Origin of the sequence: Vibrio renipiscarius (assembly GCF_000827885.1) — a bacterium.
Lineage (GTDB): Bacteria > Pseudomonadota > Gammaproteobacteria > Enterobacterales > Vibrionaceae > Vibrio > Vibrio renipiscarius.
In genome coordinates, this window is sequence record NZ_JTKH01000003.1 from 50050 (window position 1) to 75446 (window position 25397).

A 25397-nucleotide genomic window follows, 5' to 3' on the forward strand; every position below is an offset into this window, starting at 1 on the left:
ACTTGATGTTGATTTAATCGCGTCGTCTTTATCAAACAAAAAGGGCCTTTCGGCCCTTTTTGTTTGTCTACTGCTCATGTTTAAGTTGCAAACTCATTCACTGCTCAAGTCGCGACTATTCTGGCAAATTGATGAACAAGTTTTCGACGAGAGGAGCAATCACATCGCCGGTTTGAGGGCCTTTGTTATAACCGCCAAATTCCGACCCCGTGCCTTCTAACATAATCGCGATATCTGTATCACCATCTCGAATGACCACTTCAACATCTTGACGAGTCACTTTTTCAATCGAAATATTGTCTAGAAGATCCTGCATCGAATCGATGTCGCCCAGCAATTCTGAAATGTCTAGCTTATCGACACCAACTTCAAAATCCTTGATCACATCGTTGTCACTACGAGCAGAATCGCCTTGGTCGACCCACTTAAATATATCGGCACCTAAACCGCCGGTTAAAATATCATTGCCTAAACCGCCAATTAGGATGTCGTTACCCGTTCCACCATCAAGAACGTCGTTACCCGAACCGCCTCTTAAGCCATCCACGCCCTCACCACCTTTAAGGATGTCATCGCCTGAACCGCCAAAAATCGCATCTGCACCATTTTCGCCAAAAACACGGTCATCGCCGCCGCCAGCATGGGCAACATCAATATAAGCGTTACTGACGGTCGAAGTGTTTAATGCACTGTCTTCACCCCAAGCAGCCGACAACAATTGATCGCCATCCGAACCCGACATAAAATCCGCGATTTTGGCTTGAGCATTCTGCTGATTTTCAACTGAATAAGCGTTTTCATCCAATTTCGCGTGGCTATCTCCGAGTTTGATATAGTCGTCGCCATTCCCCATGAAAACATCATCACCGGCATCACCCACATCAATCATCAAGCCATCTTGTTGATTGTAATCGCCTAGTTGGTAGATCTGTGCTTGATTGATTGCTGCAGCAGACGCAGACCACACATACTTGCCATGACCTTGCATGTAATGGACCGTGTCAACATAATCGCCAGGAGAAACCACATCAATAATTGCGGTGTCGCCATCATTTAAGATGTCTCCCAAAGCCGATTCATTGTCTATCGTCAGTCTATAGCTTTCCGTTGGCTCAAATTCAATATCATTCACCGTTGGGAGAAAGACCTCAAATTGCACCACGCCTGAAGGCACAACGAGCTGCCCTAAATCATTAACGGTGACACCATGAGAAAAAGTGACGTTATTTAAATCGACATCGTAAATGTTCGCACCGTTTTCCGGTGTGAATGAATAATTAAAGATAGAGGTTTCCAATGTCGCTTGGTCCAACGCCACCGTGTAGACTAGTGTTTGTCCTTCGTCGACTGCACTGCCAGTAATGCTCTCAATTTCAGCAGGGGCAGGCAGAGGGTTCACAATCACATTCACTTTGGCAGAATCAACACCGCCATTGCCATCATCAATTTGGTAAGTAAATTGCGTCTTGCCGACAAAACTATCGTTCAGATCAAACTCAACCATATCTCCAACAATGGTCGCGACGCCATGTTGCTCGCCATTCACATAAGTGATCGTCAATGTGTCGCCATCAAAGTCATAATCGTTCGCCAATAGCTCACTAAGAGGAATGCGTAACACATCCCCTTGATTCACGGCATACGAACCATCTGAAGAGACTTCAATACCCGCTAAGAAATAGTCAGAAGAGTCATTGGTGGTATCGCCTTGAATACCGTTACTGTATTCCGAGGCTTGAAAAACGATTTCATTAAATGCTTTACCATCAGTATCAATACTAAAGATGGTTTTCTCACCTTTATACGACCCCTCAAACACGCCACTCGCAACGGGATTTCCATCCAGATAAGCAATCCAAACGCCGACTTCATTATTATTCGAGCCTTCTCCTTCGTCAGCAATCAGGTTCGTTGTTGCAAATTTTCCGCTTGTTGCCGGTTTATCAAATTTAATACTGAGCTTTTCTGATTCACCTTCGACTCTATCGTATTGAAGCTGATCCGATGGGCCAGCATAAGGGGCTCCATCTGTCACACCTAAGCGGTCGGTCTCGTCAATATCAACATTGACGGCGTTATCCTTATAAGAGCTTGATAGTGTTACGTCATCCCAGCCCACGCCGTTAACACTCGAATCAACAGACATGTCGCCTTGAACTAAGGTATATTCAACCGGATCATTCACTGCGATTGGCGCTTTATTTACTGAACTTACTTGATTGCCATTTTGAGCTGATTGATTCATCACATTTCCATCCTTTGATTGCTAAAAGCACGTCTACAATATTGTTATTCATCTCTTCTTAATGGAGATAAATGAAGACTCTGCCTATGCGAATGATTAAAGCCTTTAACTAAGTGCGTTATACTGCGGCTTACTTAACTTATTACCTTGCCATTATTAACCATTTTGTCATCTCAAAATTAAGACAGACAAATAAAATCACCCATCAAATTAGCATTAATACCAAGCATCATTAGCACAGCAATGAATAATGTTATAAAAAAGGCCTTACGGCCTTTGAAAATATAATGAACACATTAGATTTATTATTCTGGGAGATTGACAAACATCGTATCAACCAGGTTTTTTAAATTATCACCGGCTACGGAACCTTGAGTAATAGAGTCAAATTGACCATTTGAGTTATCAAGCGCAATGTTCAGTGACTGAGTTGAACCATCCGAAAAATTAATATTCATTTGCGCGCCATTTTCAACCACAATATTGGACAATATGCTCTCCATAGTGTCATCGTGAGCAATAAGATCTGAAATATCCAATTTATCCTTACCTATCTCAAAATCAGTCACTGTATCTTCATGGGCCATATTTGTATCAAACTCTAGCCACTTAAAGATATCCTCGCCTTTGCCTCCCGTTAAAACGTCATCCCCTAGCGAGCCAATTAATATATCATTACCCTCACTACCATTAAGGATATCCCCAGCGTCTGTACCGATCACAACATCATCGTATTTTGTGGCCTCTGCATCGCTGGGAATACGATGAAGCGACGCCTCACCAATGGCAATATTAATACCGCCATCAACCGCGACCTTATCGCCATCGATATACAGTTCAAACTCCCCAACTCCGACAGGTACCTCAATCACCATTGGGTTATCGCCGATAACGTTAACACCATTGGTAAAAGACAAATCCGCCATCGCGTCAATAGGCAGTTCCGCGCCGCCGTCTAATTGAGATAGCTTAAAATCGTATTGCATGGTTTCTAAGGCGACTTTATCGAGTGATACCGTGATTGGAAAATCATCATCGCCGTCAACGTAGCTTGGAGACAGGGCCATCGAGGCGATCACCGCTTCACTTGGTGCTCCCGCCAAATTCACCGGAATTTCGCCGACGCTAATCGCGCCATGCTCATCCACAACCTCAAACGTAATGGTGGTTTCGCCTTTATAAGAAGTGCGAGAATAAAACTCGATGTAACCGTCGACTATTTTTACTTTACCGGCTTCATAAGGCACTGAAATATCGCCAATACGAAGTTGGTCGCCCTCCCGATCTGAAACATTTTCCAATAGTAACGCCGTGGAAATACGCAGAGTCGTGCCTCGAACAATATTAAAACTGTCTTCTGCTTTGACTTCTATGCCAGCTAGGTAGTAATCGGACGAATCATTCATATGATCCCCTTGAATCCCTTGGCTGTATTCCGTCGCCGAGAATACTATTTCATCAAAGGCGTAACCATCCGTATCAATCTCAAATGTTCCTCGATTGCCTCGCCCTAGCCCTTCCCCGTCAAAGCTGCCACTGGCGACGGCAACACCATTCAAGTAAGCAACCCAAGTGCCCGCTTCATGGTTATTTAATCCCGCGCCTTCATTTTCAAATAGGCGTGAAATAGTAAATGTTCCGGATGTTGCGGGAGAGCCTAGCTTTATACTGAGCGTTTCAGACATGCCCGTTTCACGGTCATATTGGATCTGGCCTGCCGGTCCTGCGGTGTTCGCACCATCATCAATACCGACGAGGCCGGTCCCATCTTCAATATTGGCGTTTGAGGATTGTCCGCCAAACTGTGCATTTAGAGTGACATCTTGCCATTTAGATTCACTCTCAAAATTAGGTCTAGAATGACCCGTTCCATCGAGTGTCACATCACCCTGCACCAATTCATAGGCAAAAGCGTTCTCTTTTATTTCAGGAGCAGTATTGTTTAAAATCGTACCGGTCGCCGAAGCGTCAACGGTATCACCAGTGTCACTTTCTGACCCAACCGTCAGTATCAACGCTTCTACGCTTTCATCCACGCCATCCAGCACCGTTGTGACATAGGTATCAAACTCCTTCACACCATCGGGCACCACAAATTGATAACTCCCGGGGTTATCTGGGTCTTCTCGCACAGTCACACCATTCGTAAACACTAGCGCAGAATAGTCTTGACCGAATGTCACATCGCCACTTCCCGCCGTGCCGGAAAAGAAAAAATCATAGAATGTGAGACCCAGCGTTGGCTTATTCAGTACCGTGGTATAGATAAAGGTTTCACTCTCAGACACCTCAATACCTTCTTGTTCTCCGCCTTGGGCATTTCGAAGAAAAACGCCCTCAACAAGTGCATCTGTTGGCGCGGGATTGACGATGACATTAATATTGGCGTTCGCAAAACCACCATTGCCATCCGTAATCTGGTATTCAAGCTGTGTCGGCCCCGAATGGTTTCCATTCGGCACAAAGACAATCTCATTGCCCTCAATGCGCACTTGGCCGATTGATGCATCCACATTAACCAATGTGATAGATAACGTATCACCATCAATATCGCTGTCATTTGCCAATACTTCAGATATTGAAATTCTTAATTCTTCGTTCTGATTCGTCGCATACGTCGTTGCGGAACTCACCTCGATACCGGCAATATAAAAATCAGACGAATCATTTTCCGTATCGCCAACAAGACCATTACCATACTCATTCGCTTGAAAGACCACTTCGTCAAATGCAAAACCGCCAGTCTCTATGTCGACAAATGCCTTACTACCTCGGTTACTCGCATCAATAACCCCGCTGGTCACCGCTACACCATTAAGATAGGCAATCCAAGTACCTACTTCATGGTTCTCAGCCCCTTTGCCCTCATTGGTGTACAAGTTTGTCACCGCAAATCGTCCCTCAGTAACCGGATGAGGAAAAGTGATACTCAATTTTTCTGATTGACCCGATTCTCGGTCATATTGCAACTGCTCTGAAGGGCCTTGGGCCGGAGCTCCATTTGTCACTCCCACTCTTCCATCATCAAGAATCCCTACCTCAGCAGCCAAGCCATTAAACTGACTGCTTAGCGTTACATCGTCCCATCCTACGTTTACTGTCGTTCCTTCTGACATGTTCCCTTGAGTGAGAGAAAAGCCGATCGGGTCATCTAGCGCAATAGGCGTATTAGAGACTTCTTCAACGGGATCGGTGGGCTCGAGAGGGTCAACGGGGGCAATAGAATCAGTGGATACCGTTCGAAGAATAAAGTCTTCAAACCCTTGGCTTTGGGTTCGAGACAAAATAAGTGGAGTACCCCCTTGGGTAATAAATTGCGTTTGAGCGATGGTTTCTAATGCATCACGCGCCACACTACCCGACAGCCCAAGACTTGAGCCTTCAAGGCCACCCGCGGCTGGGGCTAATTCGGGGTCAACTTGTGTCGGATCTTGTCCTTGTTCAATCGCTGAAATAATCTCTGTAATCTGCTCTGACACATCAATAATTTGACCGTCCGGTGAGACTTGCTGTGCCAAAATATCATCTGCGGCGGCTTGAGGTAGTTGTTGAGGCAGTTGAATAACTAATTCACCAGGTAGCGCTTGTTCTCCGGGATTAAGCATTCTTATTTTTCCGTTAATATCGATGACGACCACTTGCCCTGCCGCCAAATTTGCAAACGATAAAACACCACCTAAACCCATAAATAAAACCTCAACTTTCGCGCATAATATTGGCAAGAAAACCAAACAACGAATTCAATTAAACTTGGCCATTGAATAAACACAAAGTAACAGTGCGAAGTGACACACAAAAGTTATTTTACATCTAATCACCCCGCTGTAGCATTATTGAGAAATCTCATTCCGTGAATATAAAAAACAAGCATTAACACCAAATAAAAACCCTACGCAACTCGCAATTATCACCTTAACAAGGTGTAAATTACAACGTATCCCAGCCGTAACGATTTATTACTTAGTCCATTTCACGATCACTTTGAATAGCACCTAATTTAACCATCTAGTATTTCATCAACCTTTAGATTAGATTGTTAGTTCTCAATAATGAGATGTATTTTTGAGTAGTATCCTTCAGCAGGAGCATTTCTAGGAGAATAAGGGTGAATATAAAACAACTCAGCACGCTCAGTTTACTTGTCGCTGCGAGCTTAAATGCTCATGGTCAAACTTTAGAGCAAGCCGTTTCAATTACTTTAATAAGTAATCCAGAAATAAAAGCATCATTTAATGAATTTAAAAGTAAATACTATGATGCAGAAGCCTCAGTTGGCGCTTATCTACCAAAACTAGACCTGGATGCAGGTATTGGTTACGAAGCTGTTGATTTAGCCTCAGGTATAGAAGACGAACTGACTCGTAAAGAAGCAACGCTGAGTTTGACCCAATTGCTATGGGATGGAAATGCGACACTGAATGACATCGATAGGACGGCCGCGGACGCCGAATCCGTTCGTTATCAACTGCTCGCGGATGCATCCGACCTTGCTCTTGATGTTTCCAAAATCTATTTAGATGCGACCAAAGCCTACGACGTATTAAAGCTTTCTGAAGCGAACTTAGCCGTGCATAAAGAGATTCATAAGGATATCAAAAAACGCGTCACATCCGGTATTGGTTCAACGGCGGATCTATCACAAGTAGAAGCTCGTATCGCGAAAGCTCACGGTAATTTGATTGCTGCTCAAAACAACCTTTTTGATTCGCACACTCAATTTAAACGCATCGTTGGCCAAGCCCCTCAAGGCCTTGTGTTTCCAAGAGCGGATCAAGTCGCCCTACCTTACACACTTGAAGAAGCACTCGATCTCGCGCAAACACAACATCCGGTGATTAAGATTTCACTGGTTGATGTCGATGCGGCGCGTTTTCAATATGACCAAAGTAAAGGCGTCAACTACCCAACCCTATCGGTAGAAGCGGCGCAAATTTGGCGTGATGACGCGGGTGGAATTGTCGGTGAAAGCGATGAGTTTTCAGCCATGCTTAGATTGCGCTACAACCTATTTAACGGGGGGTCGGATGCCGACCGGACACAAAGTGCAGCGTATCAATTAAATAAATCCAAAGATCTACGAGACCGTACTTATCGTGCCGTAGAGGAAGGATTGAAACTGTCTTGGAGTGCACTTGATCTTACTGTACAACAAAAAGAATTTTTAGCCGACCACGTTGACTCAGCCTCTGAAACGGTCATTGCCTATGAGAAGCAATACAAAATTGGTCAACGCACATTACTCGATGTCTTGAATACAGAAAACGAGCTCTTTGAAGCACGAAAAGGTTATCTAGACGCTAAATATCAAGAGCAATTTGCTAAATATCGAGTGCTCAATGCAACGGGCAGTCTATTGGCGGCACTAAGAGTCGATACACCGAAAGAATGGCACGACGCGGTGGAGTATTAATACTATGAAAAACATCCTCACCCTATCCTTGGTCACGTTAAGTCTCACCGCTTGCGTGAACCGTGACAATCAATACGACTATATTGAAACGCCGCAGCCTAATCAAGTCGCCGACTTACAAGATGATGATACCGATGGCGTGATTAATGCGCGCGATTTATGCGTTGCCACACCGGATGAGTCAGAAATCAACAACGAGGGATGCGGGATCATTATCACCTCATCCAATGAGCGACATCTACATATACTCTTTAGCAATGATTCCGCTGATATTCAGCCTATATTCAGTAGCCAAATTCGACAAATGGTCGAGTTTTTAGAGTTATACCCAGAAACATCCATTGAAATTCAAGGCTATGCCAGCAAAGTGGGCAATGAGGAGTACAACTTAGCCTTATCCAAACGTCGGGCGGAAGCCGTTGATCGTAGAATTGAGTCTATGGGTATTGCGGCGGATCGTGTCACGGTCGTTGGCTACGGTGAAACCCATCTAGAGTATGATGGCGATGATGAAATGAGCCATGCTAGAAACCGAAAAGTGACTGCCAGTGTCGTCGGTTATCAAGGAGATATAAAGAAAGAATGGACGATTTTCTCCCGTCTTCCTAAATAATGTTCATTTTTTCACTTAAGGGAGCAATCGCTCCCTTTTTTATTGGTATCAAAGCAAACCCGGTGCTAACCTTACGGCAATTCCACCTATGAGAGTAACACTATGAGCAAATTAACGGCTGATATCGAAGCGAACCTGGCACTTTTTATTGAAGAAACCACTGCATCTCAATTGGTATGGGGCTTACGCAACGAAGAAGGTTGGTTGTCTTGCGATTCAACTGAGTTTGAACAAAGTGAAGTTATGCCATTTTGGTCATCTAAAGAAGATGCTCAAACACACAATGTTGAAGAATGGGCAGATTTTGAAGTACTTGAAATCCCGCTAGATATTTTTGTTGAAGACTGGCTTCTCACTCTTGCTGAAGATGGTGTTTTAGTAGGCACAAACTGGAATGCAACGTTAGAAGGCAAAGAAATGGAACCTTCTGACCTAGCAAAATTGTACCTATAATTCTGTAATCAATTACCGTCAAAAGCGCCCTTTGTGGCGCTTTTTTTGTTTTTATCATTTATTCATGAATAAAGCCTGCGATTCAAATCACACTTCTATTTCAATCAACCATGAATCGTTTGCTATTGATTGTTCTATTGGCTTCGCTCGCCTAGTATAGCGCCGTGTGAATCGCCTTATTTAGTTTATTGTCACCATGAAACAACGCCTACTTAAACTGCTTTGCGTCTTCTCTTTTTTAATCACGACCCCAGTCTATGCTCTCAATGATCTGAATCAGTGGGAAGGCATCTACGCCAGTGCGCTTAAAGAAGACAAATTACGCGCACTTTCTTTATTACAAGATCGCTACAACGCGCTAAAACCTGGCATCGAAAAGCTATACATCAGCAGTAAATTGCATGGTTTCATGCTACTTCATGGCCAGCCATATCATGGCAACCCTAACTCTTTTGATCCTGTCTTTGGTGAATTAGAAGCACGGTTCATTGAGGCGTTAAATAGAGAGGAAAAGCTGGATTTTTTATCGGCGAACGAAGGCTACCTATCGCTACTTGATCACGCGAATAAACAAAACTCCATGGATGGTCGAATTCTGTTTGAATACCATTTATGTCGAGTGTTTAATCGTCAAGCAAAATACCATCAGGCGGCAATCTATTGCTCATCACTCAAAACTCATTTACTGGATAGTTCAACGTCTGTTATCCCCCCGCATATGGCCTATCGCGTGATCGCCAACAACCAAGAGTTTCTTGGTAATTACCATGCAGCTTTGGATACTTACGAAACGCTTCTATCCAATATTCCACCGTACGTCGACTCTTCTGGTATTTACAATGATGCCGGATTACTTCTCGCCACATTAGGCCATTTTGAAAAAGCAAAAGAATACATCAATATCGCCCTCGATATGCGCGGCGGCGGTCAATCACCATTAGAGTTAGCCCAATCCCATCACAGCATGGGGAAAACGCTTTTAAAACAAGGGAATTATCAAGCGTCTATCGAGCATTTTGTGGCGTCCAAAGCGCTGGTTAAGAAATACGACCATCTTATTGGCCTTTCCTTCGCACAACTCGGATTAGGCCAAGCGTATATTGCTCAAGCGGATTATCAGCGCGGTACACGTTATTTACTGAATGCGTTAGCCAGCGCAGACGAACAGGACAACAACCAGATCCGCGGCGAAATTTTCCTCGCTCTTTCTCAAGCCTATAAAGAACAAGATAACTTATTAGGGGCACTGGATTTCGCGCAAGACGCGTTAAATTTAGCAGAATCAATCGGCAGTGAACGCTTGCGAAGCCAATCATTAAGATTACTGGCTGAAATAGCGGAAGCTCAGGACAACTTTAGCCTGGCGCTTGCCTATTACCGAAGCTATTCGCAATCAGAGCTAAGCAAGCGAGATAGCGATAACCGCTCTGCATTTGTCGCACTTGACTTAGCCAGTCGAGATTATGCAAATCAAATTAAGATCGACTCTCTCTCTGAGTCCAATCAATCGTTACGCGAAAAGATTCAGCTTTTAGAGAGCAACCTACAGTACGCGTTTATAGCAATGTTAATACTCGCCTGTACCTTTGTCGGTTACATTTATTATTGTCGAAAAATATCGGCACGTTACGATATGGACCTCTTAACCGGCGCATTAACCCGCTCGGCCATGATACGCGAAGTAAGAAGTAAGACGACACAAAGTGCTGATGAGACAAATTACGTCATGATGCTGATTGATTTAGATGATTTCAAATCGATCAACGATCAGTTTGGTCACCCGACAGGGGATCGCGTCTTACACCACGTGATTGAAGTCATTAAATCCAAAATGGAAACCAATGATATTGTTGGTCGATTGGGCGGAGAAGAGTTTTTAATCTTGCTCAATGATGTGGATGAGCTTGATGTGAACGAAAGAGTAAAACAGCTTCATCAAGCGATTGCCAATACACCGTTTGTTTCAGAGACTCAGCAGTCACTTTCCGTGACAGCCAGCCTCGCCTACTTAGCAACCTCTAAGGCTTTACACGACTTTGATGAGCTCTATTCCATCCTTGACCAAGCGCTTTATCAGGCAAAGCGTAATAGCAAAAATTGCATTGTGGACGCGTACAACGATCCTATTTATTTAACGACTTAGCGACGCCTGCGTGCGTTTAAACCCAGGCATGCGCTTCATTAAATAGTTTCAGAAACGATAACGGCACTGCTTATAGTGCCGTTCAGTCCGATTTCTATTCTTTTTCTGCATAGATGTAGAAGAATAGATCTAAACGAGCTCTCCTTCTCCTGCACCTTGTATTGAACGCTGGCTATTTTCAACCAAAAACACGGTTGCGTTCTGTTTCAAGGTTGCCCATTCCGCATCATCAACAAATATGCCATCTTGCCACGCTCCTTGCAGGGCTTTTTGCAGCTCTTGCGCTTCAATATGCGTTGAATACTCATTTACGCTGAGCGGTAAAGTAAAGTCCTCAACGGACAGTTCAATCGTCAGTGAATGTAAGCTCGCTTCCTCCTGCGTGGCAAGTTCGGAGAAATAGAGCTCCGGAGCAATACAGCCACGATTCAGGACATACAATATACGCTTTGGCGAAGAACCATTGTCCCAACTTGCACGGCAAGCTATCCCTTTAGCCGCCAACTTGACTAATTCACTGTAGGCTAACCAACGATTATGACAGCGACTTAAAGTAACACTCACCGATTTAGCGCCAACCATCTGCTCCAGCACATAATCAATCACCACGGGTAAGTGACACGCAATGCTGCCGCCATGCAAATCGATATTCATTTTGCCATCGGCGAGGCTCTCAATATCAACCGGACTATCATCTTCAAGACCAAGATAACGACTGGCGTTATTAAAATGATAGACACCATTCAGACCAACCATTTGTAGGTCTGCAACCATGGTGGCGATCACGTCACCTTCACCACAACTACGACGCATGCCCATAAACGCCTTGTTGACTGCCGCCACCAATTCATTGTGCGAAACGATCATCGTGTTGCTCCTCCCTCGCCTTGTGCCACATCACCGTTAGCCGCATTCTGATTATCAAAATAGGCGTCGTTGAAATAGACATCATTTGGCAACAACGGGAATATCCAGTTGTCTTGGTAACTCGGATCTTGAATTTCGTCGAGCAACGGCGAGCCCTGGAAGAAAGTGACTCGCACCCAACGATCAGATCGCGGGTCAAACTTTGTGGCGCCAAACATGGCCAACTTACAACGCAATAGGTGCATAGGCAGTGCATCTTCGCGTAACACGTTCATCTGAATATCGCCCATCTCTTTATTGCCAAGCGTCCAGACACGGCGTGCAATGGCGCGGTATTTTGGCTCGCGCAGAAGAAACTCAGCCAACGTCGTCTCTGTTGGATGCGCGCCTAGTGCCAGGTATAAACGATTCACTTGGCGACCGATATCAAGTGGCAACTCGCGATCTTCTCCAATTTCTTCACCTCGCACGCCCATACGCGGCTCTTCTTTGTCTTGCGATCGATACCAGAACCAGTAGTTATTCTCAGCCAGTGTAAAATCAGCCTCAATCGCCCAGCGATACTTCTCTTCCATCAATACCAGCAAGTCCGCTACTTTTTTTCCGTTCGCAAGAGATAAACTTTCATCACAATTCATTTGCTCAGCGAAGACATCAACCCATTCAGGGTAAAGTTCAATAAGGCAAGACAGAAGCATCTCCTGTGTTTCTAAACTCAATATCTCGGTTTGTTTCACCAACTCACACCACGTCGCGCATTGTTGGATATGGTTGTCGAGCTGCCGATTTAACTGGGCAAGCTCATCGATCGCTTGTAGGTTAAGCTGATTTTGCGCAGGATTAATGGTGATCACTTGTTGCAAATGAGACTGTGCTTTGGCCAATAGATCATACAACGGCGCGTAATATCCCATTTCGCATGGCATCGATAAGACGAGGGCAAGCGCGCGTTCACGGGTCGTCATCCATTGATCCACCACACAAGGGTGATTGATCAAATACGGCGCCATACCAAGGCCTGTTGCGTTACCTACACCTAAATAACGTTGTAGCCCGCGGTGTAGGGTTGCCGCTTGGGCGCCACCTTGTTGTTCTGCCAAATAATGAACCCAGTCTAAGCTGAACTCTCGAATCAAGTAGACGGCGCACATTTGCGCGCTAAAGGATTGGCTGAAATCAGCGTTGTTCTCAAGCAATTTGAAATCGGCAATACCGAACTTGCCGTTGCCATACACGGCCGTGGTACGCAGTATGTAACCGACTTCGGCCAGCTCTTGTGGCTCAGGCTGAATACCTTGCGCCAAGCGAGAGACGATGTGCTCAAACACTCGCACACTTTTGTTAGCACGTGCGAGCACGAGTACCTTGTTAGGGTTACGCCCCGCTTCTTGTAGCGGCACATTCGCTCGTAGTTGTTCTAGCAAAGGAATATCAACATCACCATAGACCAGCGCAAACGTCACATCCCACTTTTCCGCAATCACGCGATCATTACGTTCACGGTCCGCAATTTGGTCACAAAACACCACCAAATGGTAGACGTGCTCGGGCGTAACCAGCTTATAAATCACATGGCCAAAACCTTGTGGGCATAGCTGCCATTCATGCTTGGTCACTCGCCATTGTTGCTGCGCCATTTTTCGAATCAAACTGCGTACAAAACTGATTCGACTTTGATGCATAGCGCCTAGCCTTTCAGGGGCCATAACAATCTCTGCTTTACGCAGAACTGCCTGAGAATCTGTTGAACGATGTGCATCCATTTTGCTCACCACCTAATTCATTATAAGTATTGTGATACCGGCTGATGGCATTATTGATTCATCAGGCCGGTATTAGGTTTTATGCGGAAGAAACTCGCCCGCGTTTCACGTTATTGGGTTGCCTTTAGCGCAGGCTATAAGCCTTGTTCTTTCGCCATCTTGACCGCAATTTTCGGCGCGTTCCACAACGAAGGCAGCAAGATAAGCGACACCGGTACCGCCGTAATGACGATGAATGATTGCAAGGCAGAGATCCCCCCGGATCCGAGCGAAATCAAAATCAACGCCGTTACCCCCATCATGACGCCCCAAAAGGTACGAATGATGGCATTCGGTTCAGTTTCACCACTGATCACCACACTAATGGTGTAGGTCATTGAGTCACCCGTGGTAACAATGAAGATGGTGGTGAGAATCAAAAACAGAATTGAAATCACCATCGGCATTGGCAGTTGTTGTGTGACTGCTAATAGCGCCCCCGGCAGATTAAAGCCTTCAAAAGCGGCGCTGACACTGCCCGGATTCGTAATTTCAAAGGCGAGACCTGACCCACCAACAATGGTGAACCAAAAACAGGTCGCCAATGGCGCAATAATGCTGATGGTGACGATAAGTTGGCGAATGGTTCGGCCACGAGAAATACGCGCGATGAAAATCGCCATCATAGGTCCATAACCTAAGAACCAGCCCCAGAAGAAAACCGTCCACCAGCTTAGCCAGCCTTCATCACCACGATAGGTGGCCATTGGGATGAAGTTGTCGAGCATGCTGCCGACGCCTTGAATGTAGCCATTAAAAATAAAGCTGGTTGGGCCAAAAATGAGGATATAAGCCATCAACGCAACCGCCAGGATCACGTTGTAGCGGCTAAGCATTTGCATGCCACGATTCAATCCACTCAATGCCGATAAGGTATAAAGGGCAATAGCAAATAAAATAATGATCAGCTGAGTGGTAAAGCCATCCGGAATTTCAAATAAAGCATTCAACGCGTAGCTCACCTGCAGGCCTAAAAAGCCGATCGGTCCAATCGTGCCTGCCGCCACGGCAACAATACAACACGCATCAATCAAGGCGCCGGTATGCCCTTTTAGCGCGCGTTCACCCAATAATGGATAAAGCAACGTACGCGGCTTGAGCGGTAATCCTTTTTCATAGTGCAGATGCATCACCACAATCGAGGTTAAGCTACCCACGATAGACCACGCCAAGAAACCCCAGTGCATAAAAGATTGAGAAAGTGCATTCACTGCGCCTTGCTGTGGGTTTTCTTGCACACCGTATAACGGTGGCGGGTTCACATAGTGCGCAATAGGCTCTGCCGCCGCCCAAAAAACACCACCGCCGGCGAGCAGCGTACAGAAGAGGATCGCCATCCAACGAAACCCGTCCATTTCAGGCTTGGCAATGCCGCCTAAGATCACTTTGCCTGTTCGTCCTGCCGCTAATCCAAGGCCAATAAGAAAAGTAAGAAGAAGGAGCAATTGCCAATAGGGACCGAAGACTTTTACCGCCCAACCAAATCCAGAATTTACCAGTGAGGAAAGAAGCTCGCCATCATACAAAGCGAGGCTAACAAACAGGGCGATAAACCCGCCGCTGTACCAAAAGGCAGGATTATCCAACCCTAGTTTTTCTATCGAGCTTGCGCTGCTTTGCGCGGGTGTTCCTTGCGTATTTGAAGATTGCTTCTGTGAAGATGACTTCGTTGAAACGCTTTTCATGCTATCAGATAAATCAGACATACTCTGACTCCAGAGGTTTTATGCAGCGCCAATGCCGTGAAGAAGCATTGGCTGGCAACAAAAAGTGTATTTCACACCTGCTCTATATACCCAAACAACTTGAAGATACAGGTCGGCGACAAGCGAACAAAGCCTCTGAGCATAGATACACTATGTGATGAGGTTTGAGAGTGCCAGTCAACACCGCTGTCACTTCAAGTAGGACGGGTATAATTATGATTGTGGCAGCGTGCATTAATGGCTTTTAGCTCGGCTCTAGCCCTTGTTGTAAAAAGCGGAACCAGTTATCTCCTATCACTTGGCCAGCTTCAGATTCATTGAATCCATGTTGCATCAAGCCGTGGTAAATATTCTCCATCCCCTGACTGCCACTAAACCATGGCAAGGCATCAGGCCATCCCGAATTACTCGCAGAACCTTCACCGTAATCCATCGCTTTTGACCAGCGGCCATTGCGCATCCACTCCAGCACTTGCTGTGGTTGGTTCAAGCACAAATCACTGCCAATACCTAAATGCTCAACACCAACCATGTCGGCTGTTTTCGCCACCATTTGGCAGAAGTCGTTTAAGCTACATTGGCTGCCATTCGGCAAGTGGAATGGGTACAAACTAAAGCCAATCAAGCCGCCACGCTCAGTCAGCGCTTTGATCACCGCATTGGATTTATTGCGTAAGGCTTCATGAGCAAAGGTAGGATTTGCATGGCTGATGCAGATTGGACGAGAGGAAAGATCGATCGCTTCAAGCGTTGAGCGCTCAGCGCTGTGGGACATATCGATGATCATGCCAACTCGGTTCATCTCTGCAATGGCTTGTTTGCCAAAGCGTGTTATGCCCGTGTCGTGCTGCTCATAACACCCCGTCGCCAATAAGCTTTGGTTATTATAGGTTAATTGCATGATGAGCAAACCTTGGCGGCGCATTACTTCAATCAAGCCAATCTCATCATCAATCGGAGAGCAGTTTTGGGCACCAAATAACACACCCACTTTGCCTAGCTGCTTGGCCCTTTCTACGTCAGCCATGGAATGTATCGGCATGATCAGATCGGCGTTTTGTTCAAAACGTCGATTCCATTCGGTAAAACGCGTTAAGGTTTCACGTGCATTTTCGTGATAGACAATCGTCGCATGCACGGCGGTAATGCCACTCGCTTTCAGCGTTTGGAAATACTCTCGATCCCAATTGCAGTATTGCAATCCATCTATCACGATCCGTTGCTGGTACATAGCTACCCCTCTATCCTATCCATTTCTAACGCATCCATTCCTAACGCGCCTATTTCTCACTCATCCATTCTCTACGCCATTCCTAGTGGCAGTGCCTTAACCGCAGTTTTAATCGACTAATAAGGACGTTGATAAGCGGTTTTCACCACGGTGTAGAACTCTTTGGCGTATTGGCCTTGCTCACGCGGGCCAAAGCTTGACTCTTTACGGCCACCAAATGGCACGTGGTAATCGGTTCCTGCTGTCGGTAGGTTCACCATCACACAGCCCGTTTGAGCTTGTTGTTTGAAGATGGCGCTGCTACGCAAACTTTGCGTTATGATGCCGCCTGTCAGGCCAAAGCGGGTGTCGTTAACGGTCGCGATAGCTTCATCCAGATCCGCTACGCGAATCACGCTTGCCATCGGTGCAAACACCTCTTCTTGGTTTACTTCCCAGCTATTTTTCGTATTCAAAAATAGCGTTGGTGACATGTAGTAGCCTTCGTGTGGCATAGTTAATCGCTCACCGCCAAACGCCAATTCCGCCCCGCTACCTTTGGCTTTTTCAATCCACGTTAAGTTGGCATCCAGTTGCTTACCATCTACGACAGGCCCCATAAAGATCCCGTCGTCAAGCGCATGCCCGACTTTCAGCTCGCTCATGCGTTTAATCAACGCGTCGACGTAAGCATCGTGAATGCTGTCCATCACCACCAATCGCGAGGAGGCGGTACATTTCTGCCCTGCGCCAGAGAATGAACCTGCAATCGTTGCTTCAACTGCAATTTGAATATCGGCATCATCAGCAATCACCAAGGCGTTTTTACTGCCCATCTCTAACTGGCAACGAATAAAGTTTGGCGCGGTTGCCGCGGCGACTTTACGGCCTGTATCTACCGATCCAGTAAAGCTGACGCCGTTGATCTGTTTAGAGTGAATCAGTGCATTACCAACGGTTGAACCACCACCTAAAACCAGGTTAAACGTGCCTGCTGGTAAACCTTGGCGATGAATAATTTCGGTTAAGGCAACCGCACTCGCTGGCGTCAAATTGGCAGGTTTCCAAATCACACTGTTACCAAAAGCCAGCGCAGGGGCGATTTTCCAAGCAGCCGTTGCGGTTGGGAAGTTCCATGGGGAAATAATGCCAATCACCCCCACCGCTTCACGAGTGACCTCGACCGACACGCCCGGGCGAACTGACGCAGCGTTATCACCAATTTGACGCAGCACTTCTGCGGCAAAGTATTGGAAGAACTGACCGGCACGATAAATTTCGCCACGACCTTCGGCAAAAGGCTTGCCCTCTTCACGCGCCAGCAGCGCACCAAGCTCATCACAACGCCCAATCAGTTCATCACCGATCGCTTGTAATACTGCTTGCTTGCGCTCAATCGGCGTTCGTTCCCACTCAGGTTGCGCCTGCTTTGCCGCAGAAATGGCTTGCTGAACGTGATCTTCACTCGCTTGCGCAAACTCGCCTAAATTCTCAGTGATGTCAGATGGGTTAATATTGCTTACGGTACTCACGCCAGATTGCCATTCACCCGCGATGTATAGCGACTTTTCCGCCGCGACATTGGTGATCTGAGTAAACGTTTTTTGTGTGTATTGATGTTGAGTCATGATGCTTTCCTTGTTCGCTCTGGCGGATACCGATCTTCCTAACCAGTTCATAAACGATTAAATGACAGACTTAGTTGGGTATGGCGTGGTCGTTATTGCGGCTGTGAGGCACTCGCATAGACAACAAACTCCACCAGCATTTCCTCACGAGCAAGCCCTGCAGCCACCATCGCTGCGCGATTTGGGTATGGCGCTGAAAAATACTCGGCATAAACTTCATTGACCGTTTTTAGGTATTCTCGGTCAGTCACATAAATCAGCACTTGCAGCACCGAATCTAACGACTCCCCTGCACATTCCAAAGTGTGAACGAGGTTGTTAAAGGTTTGACGCGTTTGTGCTTCAATACCGCCAGCGACGACAGCACCAGTGTCATCGATTGGGATCTGCGCAGTATAGAGGGTGCCATTATTAACAATCGCCCACTCTAACGGCGCTTTAGAAGCAAACAATGCGGTTTTAACTGGCGTCTTTTTATTGTGTTTATTCATCAATCTTCACCCTTGCAACAAAAGATGTAATCAATATGTTTCTCGATAGTTAAATATTGCACTTTGACATTCGATAAATCTAACGGTAAATTTTTTTCATTTGATTAGTTTTATTTATCGCCTTAAACAAAGTAAGGTGAACAAAGGGCTGGCAGGAGTCGTACTGATGAGTATTAAGCTGCAACAATTAAAGCATTTTGTGATGGTGGTAGAAGAAGGAGGATTTCGCGCGGCGTCGAATCGAGCGAATCGTTCACAAGCCGCACTCTCAACTTCGATAAAAGAGTTGGAAAAACTGCTCGGCCAACCACTGTTTGAAGCGGGGAATAAGGCTAAGTTAACCCCCTTTGGTGAGATCTGCGTACCGAAGATCGTGCAGTTTTTGAATGTGTACAGTGCACTCGACAACGATCTACGGGCTGCTGCCGCCGGCCAACAAGGGAAAGTTCGAATTGCGAGTGTACCGTCTGTCGCCGCCAAATTGATCCCGAGCGTACTCGCCACATTTTGTCGGCAATACCCTGAGGTTGAAGTGAGTTTGATCGACGACAACGCGGCTGGTGTCGCGAACCGTTTGTTGTCTGGTGAAGTCGACCTAGCAGTAGGTAATTTTACCTATATGAATGACCGTGCCATTGACTTCACGCCGCTCTTTTCCGACCCTATTGGCGTCGTCTGCCTGCGTGACCATCCCATCGCGGCCCATCCACAGGGTATTGGCTGGCAAACGTTACTCAAGCAACCTTTTATTCGCAATGGTACTTGTACCCTACTTGACCCAACGCCCGCACGGGTATTAAGCGAGCAAGCGCTCTATTCCGTCGAAAACATCACTTCGCTATTTTCAGTGCTTGAGCTTGGTATTGGCGTGACAACACTACCGAAAATGGCCTTTCCAACCAGCGAAACACGCTTAGTGTGGATACCGCTTATCGATCCGCCATTAGAGCGCCAGATCGGCATCTTCCGTTTAATGGATAGAACCATTTCACCGCAAGCGCATGCTTTCCATCAGCTGTGTCTTGAGTATCTGCGCTGTTAATTGAGTGTTTGCGTTCAACGTTAGTCTTCGGATACAAAAAAGCCACTGCAAGAGATAAAACCCCTGCAATAGATAAAACCAAAGTGATTGACGGAAAGTTTGCTTGCTCGATACACTACCGCTCAGATCATAGTGCTGTACACATTAAAGGATGACTTATGACTACAACAAAGGCACTTGTCGTGTTTTCTGGCGGGCAAGATTCAACCACTTGTTTAATCGATGCTTTGAATACATACGATGAGGTCCATGCAATAACGTTTGATTATGGTCAACGTCACTCTAATGAAATCGAAGTCGCTCTTGAAATTGGCAAAGAACTTAACGTGAAAAGTCACAAGGTGCTTGACGTTACCGCGATAAATGAACTTGCGATAAGTTCTCTTACTCGAGATAACATTCCTGTTTCAAATGAATTGAATGACAATGACCTGCCGAACACCTTCGTGCCTGGGCGCAACATCGTCTTTCTCACTTACGCCTGCATTCACGCTTACCAACTGGGCATAAAGGATATTATTACGGGCGTGTGTGAAACCGACTTCTCTGGTTATCCTGATTGCCGTGATAATTTCATCCGTGCATTAAACCTAGCGTGTAATCTAGGTATGGATAACAACGTGAATATCAAGACGCCTTTGATGTGGCTAAACAAAGCTGAAACATGGGGACTGGCGGATAAGCACAACATGCTCGAGTATGTTCAGAATAAGACATTGACCTGCTACAACGGCATTTTGGGCAAGGGTTGCGGCGAATGCCCTGCTTGCCTGCTAAGACAAAATGGATTGGACGAATACTTCGCGAGTAAGTAAGGTTTCAGCCGATAACATTGATTGTCAACGAGAGCGCTCGTTGACAATCAACATCCACCGCATGCAAATCCTAGCGATTCACTCAATAGGCAACCGACTCGCCTATTCACCTAAATTTCTGATTAAAACGGCTTAAGCGATTTGTAGATATTTGTGCGTTTGAATAGAAAGACGCCAATTACGTTTAATACACGTTTCAATACAAAGTTGAGTCGCACGTTCTTTCTGACTGATTGGCTGCAATGCAATAATGCGTTGAGGATCGAAACAAACAGAAGCCAATAAATCGTCTAGAATATCGATATCTTTTTGCGTCGCGACCGGATGCTTTATTTCATTCGCTCTTACTAATGCGCTGTTAAGTATCGGCAAGCGCCCTTTCATGGCGACTTTAGGTGACACCGTAACCCAAGTATTTGGCGTTGTCCGAATCTCAGAGGTACCACTGGTTTCAATTTGGCAGACACACCCCAGCGTTTCAAATGCACTCGTTAATGGCGTCAAGTCATACAGACAAGGCTCGCCACCGGTGATAACGATGTGCCGTGCAGTATAGGTGGCCTGATACAGCGATACGATATCTTCCACACTGACGTTACACCAATGAGCAGAATCTTGCTGCTTTGCCATCACATCGACAAGTTTTACCTCATCTTCTGGATCTGCACTCCAAGTCTGTTTTGTATCACACCAAGAACAACCAACATCGCATTGCTGCAGCCGAATAAACACTGAAGGAACGCCAGTAAATGCCCCTTCCCCTTGGATGGTTTCAAACATTTCGTTTAATTTGTACACTATCGCTAACCATTACTGATGAATTACTCGGTTCGAGACCTTATAGCACTCAATTGTCGAGGTCAAACTCAAGCCGCTTCCTCGGCGTCATTTTTCCAACAATTAGAGAAATGAACGAAAAACACTTCATGAGTTTGCATATTATTCAAGAAAAACAACAGTGCAACATGATGCATTTCAAAATAATTATCACCAATAATGAATATTAATTGTTACCATCAATATTAGTTGCAAGAAAGGGGTTTTACCCTACGAGATTCTATTATTTAAACGCGTTACAATTATGTTGCTCAAGCTATTTTTATTTTAGGAAACAAAATGTTGCGCAACCTTACAGTAAAACAAAAGATCACTTTCCCTCTCATTGGCATCATCGTGCTCTTTTCTGTTAGCTCGATTATTAACGTCGTAATCTCGAAACAACAGACTCGACTCACCAGTGAGTTAAACGAAATCATTATGCCTGCACTTTTGACGATGGAAGACGCTTACCGTGATCTTTACCAAGCCACATCGGCAATACAAGGCATCGCACTTGCCGATGGCAATCAAAAAGATACTGATTACCATCTTTTCGAGTACGAAGACAATGCCTACAAAGCCATTCCGAGGATGGGAAAAATACATAATGTTGTCGACACAGGCCAATTACCTCCAACCGCATCCAATGCCATCACAGCGTTAGTGGATAAAGGAAATCAATGGCTTAATAGCTATGAACAATTATTGTCCAACCCTGAATCTCAGTGGCTACCTATCTATCAAGCGAACAAGGCATTGTATGAAAAGCAATTTGTCGCCACGCGTCAGCAATTAAATACCGTAAAAGATCTTGTTGAAGCAAGAAAGCTACAAATACAAGATGAGATCAAGGAAGCCACGGTAAAAGCGGAGTTGGTTATCGAGTTAGGGACACTTGCCGTTATTTTGCTCGCCATTGCCACCGGTTTTATTTTGATTCGCGTCATTGTTAAGCCCATTGAAGATATCCAACTGGCGATGAGTGAGATTGCATCAGGCGAAGGTAACTTGAATCAAACGATTGAATCAAAATCTAACGATGAAATTGGGCAACTCGCGAACAGCTTCAACCAGTTTGTGAGTAAAATTAGAACCACGATTCAACAAGTGATTACCACTAACCAATCCGTTAGAGCCGAGCTCACCAGTCTAAACAGCGTTTCCCAAACGATTGGTTCACAAACAATTTTACAGCAACAAGAAAGTGAAATGGTGTCGACCGCTGTGAATGAAATGCAAGTAACCAGTGCGGTCGTCAGCAACAACGCAAGTGAGGCGGCCAACGCAAGTCAAAATGCAAATCTAGAAGTTCAATCAGCCAATCACACTCTTGATCAAACCGTAAACTCAATTCGTACGCTCGCGACCGATATTGAAGAAGCCAGCAGCGTCATCCACAACTTAGACTCTGATGTAGGCAACATTGCCTCTGTTCTTGATGTCATTAGAGGCATCGCCGATCAAACCAATTTATTGGCGTTGAATGCCGCAATCGAAGCGGCTCGTGCCGGAGAGCAAGGTCGTGGATTTGCCGTTGTGGCCGATGAAGTGCGATCTCTCGCTAGCCGCACACAGCAAAGCACTGGAGAGATCCACGCTATGATTGAGAAGCTACAACTTGGCGCACAAAAAGCGGTAAACGTGATGGAATCAAGTCGTCATAGCAGCGCGAGTACTATCGAATCAGCCGGTCAAGCAAGCCAATCATTGCAAGCCATTCTCACGGCAATTGCGAGCATGAGTGATATGAATACTCACATCGCGGCAGCGGCAGTACAACAAAGTGAAGTCAGCGAACAAGTGACTGAAAACATTGTCCGTATTGCGACCAACAGCTCAGCCGTCGTCTCTGTCGTGCAGCAAGCTGAACGTAACATTGAGACGCTCAACCAACAGAGCGAGCAACTCGACCACCTGGTGTCTCAGTTTAAGTGTTAACGGTCTATCTCATCTAATCGACAAAATGAGATGAGATAAGATGAGATAGACAAGTAAAAGCATAATGGCCTTTTACTGATGAAACATGCCACAGCCTAACGATGTTAGGCTTTGGCTTAGTCTTGGTTTTATGGGTTGGTTTTGGCTTTGGTTTTATTCAGTATCAAAGACATCGCCGATACCAAAATCATGACTGGCCACTGTAAACTCTTCACCACCAATGCAGAACCGTTGCTATCACTCACCTGCCCATGAAGGGCAAACATCACACCGCTCGTGACCAGCAATCCCAACATCACCGTCATCATTGAACGTGTATCCATCTTCTGTGGAAGGTTGCCTTGTAACAAAGCAATGACCACCAGCGATAGCACAAGGCTTAACAACGTTGGGGTTTGCCACCAAAGTAACACCACAACATAACCAACGACCAGCAACCACCAAACGCCCTTGCGATGAAATAGTCCATCACTGTCTTGGCCAAGCTTTTGATCTAAACGCATCATATGCCAAGCAGTCAATAAGCCCACGATACCGCCAGAGACACCATCAAGAATAAAGGCACTACCGCTGTAATACAGGCCTAGAGTCATCCACACCAGTACCACGATCACGACCAACGACACTTTATTCCAGCCCAGAAAATGGCTCTTTTTCATCAACATTGTCGCCGATGCCACCCACAGAGCTAACGCCAAATTGGGTAATCCAAATCCGACTTCACTCGCTCGATTTAAGAGCGGTAAGAAAGCATAAGGTCTTGGTTGTGCAAAGCCTTGTTGACCAATTTGAACAAGCAGAGTCGTCATCATTAAAGTAAAAAGGAGCTTAAGCGTGAAATCTCGATCCAAGTAACGGTAACAGACGGGCAAAAGGAAAATGAGCCACCAACTAGAGGTAAAGACCAAACCCGTTAAAAGGAAACTATCGACAAAACGGCTGACGCTACTTGGGAGATTATTCACCCATAGTTGCAGTGCCAACAGGCTATTCAGCTCTACTTGATGGTAGCGAGAAGTCGCATCAAAAAGATTATTCACATAGCTTACCGGCTGAGCCGATGTTTGTTTAAACAGTTCCTCAACATAAGACCACTGTTGTGGATAACGATACTCAGCCGCATCGAGTCGCGCAGGGTCAATCAGGCGAGCGCCCGAAACTTCGATTCCATAATGCGGAGCAAACCAGTTAGGCAATGTGCGACTGCCCTGGTTATCCTGCTGAGCAAATACGATGATGTCGGAATTAGACACACACTGATAATAGATCGCCTTTTCACTGCGGCCTAATTCACGTTCAACGGAGACGACCAGCCCTGTCTCTTCCCACGCTTCACGTTGTGCGGCATCTTGAGGAGGCTCATCATCCGCAATAGTGCCCGCCGGCAGCGAGACTTTCCCCGTCAGAATTTCATCCACCACGACAATTTGATTATCGGCATTGATAATACAAACCGCCCCTTTCGGTTGGGCGAAAGAAGAAAAACTACTGAATACCACAGCAATAAAAAGCGCCCATAAACAGGCGAACTTGAGGGCAATACGAGCGTTCATCGAATCACCTTTCTTAACCAATGAATGTGATGGCCAAAACCAGAGTTGGTATAAAACTGGCTTGCGCTTTGGTTAAAATGCCACACCTCAACAAAGACTTCTTTTACACCATACTCCTGAAAACGCTGCTCAAGCGTGGAATAGAGTTGCTGAGCGATGCGCTGTTTTCGATATTCAGGCGCAACGTATAACTCATCAATACTGCCCATCTGAATAGGCTTACTGACGGTTGAAACGAGTTCACAGAAATGCCCCGTAATAAACCCAACGATTTTCTCGTTTTTTTTGGCCACAAAGACCAAGCATTCCGGATCATCAAGATAGCGAGCAATGCTCTTTTCTTGTTCAATTTCTTCGGCTGTTTTAAAACTGTCTGGGGCTTGTAAATGGTGCTCATGATGCAATTCATACATCAATACGTCGAGCTCTGGAAGGTCGCTATCACGCGCAGAAAGGATATTGAACACAAGACTATCTAACAATAAGAGAAAAGATGCCCACAGTTTGCTCGGAAGGCGCAGGACAATCAATCAAAACAGCGAATATTGACGCCAAATCTTACAATCGAATCTGACTATGCGAACGAAGACATACGAACGAACACATGAGAACGAAGACAAACAAAGCGATACGAACAGAGCCATCAAGGTTAATACCCCGCC

The 25397-nt window shown here is 45.7% G+C and carries 17 protein-coding genes and 1 pseudogene; 7 read left to right on the forward strand and 11 right to left on the reverse strand.

Features of this window, described 5'->3' with window-relative positions:
- Window positions 1-115: 115 nt before the first annotated feature.
- Both OJ16_RS00545 and OJ16_RS00550 read right to left on the reverse strand, forming a co-directional pair.
- Complete coding sequence (locus tag OJ16_RS00545; RefSeq protein WP_152613803.1) at window positions 116-2245, reverse strand: Ig-like domain-containing protein; 2130 nt, start codon at window positions 2243-2245, stop codon at window positions 116-118.
- Window positions 2246-2550: 305 nt separating this feature from the next.
- Window positions 2551-5931 (reverse strand): cadherin-like domain-containing protein, encoded by a 3381-nt coding sequence (locus tag OJ16_RS00550; protein WP_040986345.1) that lies wholly within the window; start codon window positions 5929-5931, stop codon window positions 2551-2553.
- Window positions 5932-6350: 419 nt separating this feature from the next.
- Here OJ16_RS00550 and OJ16_RS00555 point away from each other — a divergent pair, with 419 nt between their 5' ends.
- The 4 genes from OJ16_RS00555 to OJ16_RS00570 all read left to right on the forward strand — a co-directional run bounded on the left by OJ16_RS00555 (window position 6351) and on the right by OJ16_RS00570 (window position 10864).
- Window positions 6351-7655 (forward strand): TolC family outer membrane protein, encoded by a 1305-nt coding sequence (locus OJ16_RS00555; protein ID WP_040986347.1) that lies wholly within the window; start codon window positions 6351-6353, stop codon window positions 7653-7655.
- Between the two features lie 4 nt (window positions 7656-7659).
- Window positions 7660-8268 (forward strand): OmpA family protein, encoded by a 609-nt coding sequence (locus tag OJ16_RS00560; protein ID WP_040986349.1) that lies wholly within the window; start codon window positions 7660-7662, stop codon window positions 8266-8268.
- 102 nt (window positions 8269-8370) lie between these two features.
- Window positions 8371-8721 (forward strand): DUF2750 domain-containing protein, encoded by a 351-nt coding sequence (locus OJ16_RS00565; RefSeq protein ID WP_040986351.1) that lies wholly within the window; start codon window positions 8371-8373, stop codon window positions 8719-8721.
- Between the two features lie 196 nt (window positions 8722-8917).
- Window positions 8918-10864 (forward strand): diguanylate cyclase, encoded by a 1947-nt coding sequence (locus tag OJ16_RS00570; RefSeq protein WP_040986353.1) that lies wholly within the window; start codon window positions 8918-8920, stop codon window positions 10862-10864.
- Between the two features lie 129 nt (window positions 10865-10993).
- On the opposite strand, the gene OJ16_RS00575 is transcribed toward OJ16_RS00570, so the two are convergent.
- The 6 genes and pseudogenes from OJ16_RS00575 to OJ16_RS00600 all read right to left on the reverse strand — a co-directional run bounded on the left by OJ16_RS00575 (window position 10994) and on the right by OJ16_RS00600 (window position 18568).
- Window positions 10994-11731, reverse strand: a complete 738-nt coding sequence (locus tag OJ16_RS00575; protein ID WP_040986355.1) for a DUF3726 domain-containing protein — start codon at window positions 11729-11731, stop codon at window positions 10994-10996.
- Entirely contained in the window at window positions 11728-13494 is a 1767-nt protein-coding gene (locus OJ16_RS00580; RefSeq protein ID WP_040986356.1) for a hypothetical protein, read from the reverse strand. The genes OJ16_RS00575 and OJ16_RS00580 overlap by 4 nt, the downstream gene beginning before the upstream one ends.
- 134 nt (window positions 13495-13628) lie before the next feature.
- Window positions 13629-15131: pseudogene (locus OJ16_RS00585) on the reverse strand (BCCT family transporter); the annotation flags it as partial.
- A gap of 352 nt (window positions 15132-15483) precedes the next feature.
- Window positions 15484-16470 carry a membrane dipeptidase gene (locus tag OJ16_RS00590; protein WP_040986360.1) on the reverse strand — a complete coding sequence of 329 codons (987 nt, stop codon included), beginning with the start codon at window positions 16468-16470 and terminating at the stop codon, window positions 15484-15486.
- 116 nt (window positions 16471-16586) lie between these two features.
- A complete protein-coding gene (locus tag OJ16_RS00595; RefSeq protein ID WP_040986362.1) occupies window positions 16587-18077 on the reverse strand; it encodes an aldehyde dehydrogenase family protein in 1491 nt (496 codons plus the stop codon).
- A gap of 92 nt (window positions 18078-18169) precedes the next feature.
- The gene (locus OJ16_RS00600; protein ID WP_040986364.1) at window positions 18170-18568 is read right to left on the reverse strand and encodes a RidA family protein; all 399 of its coding nucleotides are present in this window, start codon (window positions 18566-18568) and stop codon (window positions 18170-18172) included.
- Window positions 18569-18734: 166 nt separating this feature from the next.
- Between OJ16_RS00600 and OJ16_RS00605 the strand changes: the two genes are divergently transcribed.
- Together OJ16_RS00605 and queC are read left to right on the forward strand one after the other, a co-directional pair.
- Window positions 18735-19610: a LysR family transcriptional regulator gene (locus OJ16_RS00605; protein ID WP_040986365.1), complete on the forward strand. Its 876-nt coding sequence runs from the start codon at window positions 18735-18737 to the stop codon at window positions 19608-19610.
- Window positions 19611-19768: 158 nt separating this feature from the next.
- Entirely contained in the window at window positions 19769-20425 is a 657-nt protein-coding gene (gene queC, locus OJ16_RS00610) for a 7-cyano-7-deazaguanine synthase QueC (RefSeq protein WP_040986367.1), read from the forward strand.
- 132 nt (window positions 20426-20557) lie between these two features.
- Here queC and queE read toward each other — a convergent pair whose 3' ends face one another.
- Window positions 20558-21223, reverse strand: a complete 666-nt coding sequence (gene queE, locus OJ16_RS00615) for a 7-carboxy-7-deazaguanine synthase QueE (protein ID WP_040986368.1) — start codon at window positions 21221-21223, stop codon at window positions 20558-20560.
- A 318-nt stretch (window positions 21224-21541) separates the two neighbouring features.
- Here queE and OJ16_RS00620 point away from each other — a divergent pair, with 318 nt between their 5' ends.
- Entirely contained in the window at window positions 21542-23182 is a 1641-nt protein-coding gene (locus OJ16_RS00620; protein ID WP_040986370.1) for a methyl-accepting chemotaxis protein, read from the forward strand.
- Window positions 23183-23310: 128 nt separating this feature from the next.
- Here OJ16_RS00620 and OJ16_RS00625 read toward each other — a convergent pair whose 3' ends face one another.
- Window positions 23311-24735, reverse strand: a complete 1425-nt coding sequence (locus OJ16_RS00625) for an NUDIX hydrolase (protein WP_052810430.1) — start codon at window positions 24733-24735, stop codon at window positions 23311-23313.
- A complete protein-coding gene (locus OJ16_RS00630) occupies window positions 24732-25148 on the reverse strand; it encodes a GNAT family N-acetyltransferase (protein ID WP_040987068.1) in 417 nt (138 codons plus the stop codon). Before OJ16_RS00630 ends, OJ16_RS00625 begins: the two co-directional genes overlap by 4 nt.
- Window positions 25149-25397: the final 249 nt, after the last annotated feature.

Excerpts from the sequence above, each read along its gene's own strand:
- OJ16_RS00545 (WP_152613803.1), bottom strand. The coding sequence starts at position 2,245 with ATGAATCAATCAGCTCAAAATGGCAATCAAGTAAGTTCAGTAAATAAA.
- OJ16_RS00550 (WP_040986345.1), bottom strand. The coding sequence starts at position 5,931 with ATGGGTTTAGGTGGTGTTTTATCGTTTGCAAATTTGGCGGCAGGGCAA.
- OJ16_RS00560 (WP_040986349.1), top strand. The coding sequence starts at position 7,660 with ATGAAAAACATCCTCACCCTATCCTTGGTCACGTTAAGTCTCACCGCT.
- OJ16_RS00565 (WP_040986351.1), top strand. The coding sequence starts at position 8,371 with ATGAGCAAATTAACGGCTGATATCGAAGCGAACCTGGCACTTTTTATT.
- OJ16_RS00570 (WP_040986353.1), top strand. The coding sequence starts at position 8,918 with ATGAAACAACGCCTACTTAAACTGCTTTGCGTCTTCTCTTTTTTAATC.
- OJ16_RS00575 (WP_040986355.1), bottom strand. The coding sequence starts at position 11,731 with ATGATCGTTTCGCACAATGAATTGGTGGCGGCAGTCAACAAGGCGTTT.
- OJ16_RS00580 (WP_040986356.1), bottom strand. The coding sequence starts at position 13,494 with ATGGATGCACATCGTTCAACAGATTCTCAGGCAGTTCTGCGTAAAGCA.
- OJ16_RS00590 (WP_040986360.1), bottom strand. The coding sequence starts at position 16,470 with ATGTACCAGCAACGGATCGTGATAGATGGATTGCAATACTGCAATTGG.
- OJ16_RS00595 (WP_040986362.1), bottom strand. The coding sequence starts at position 18,077 with ATGACTCAACATCAATACACACAAAAAACGTTTACTCAGATCACCAAT.
- OJ16_RS00600 (WP_040986364.1), bottom strand. The coding sequence starts at position 18,568 with ATGAATAAACACAATAAAAAGACGCCAGTTAAAACCGCATTGTTTGCT.
- OJ16_RS00605 (WP_040986365.1), top strand. The coding sequence starts at position 18,735 with ATGAGTATTAAGCTGCAACAATTAAAGCATTTTGTGATGGTGGTAGAA.
- queC (WP_040986367.1), top strand. The coding sequence starts at position 19,769 with ATGACTACAACAAAGGCACTTGTCGTGTTTTCTGGCGGGCAAGATTCA.
- OJ16_RS00620 (WP_040986370.1), top strand. The coding sequence starts at position 21,542 with ATGTTGCGCAACCTTACAGTAAAACAAAAGATCACTTTCCCTCTCATT.
- OJ16_RS00625 (WP_052810430.1), bottom strand. The coding sequence starts at position 24,735 with ATGAACGCTCGTATTGCCCTCAAGTTCGCCTGTTTATGGGCGCTTTTT.
- OJ16_RS00630 (WP_040987068.1), bottom strand. The coding sequence starts at position 25,148 with ATGTATGAATTGCATCATGAGCACCATTTACAAGCCCCAGACAGTTTT.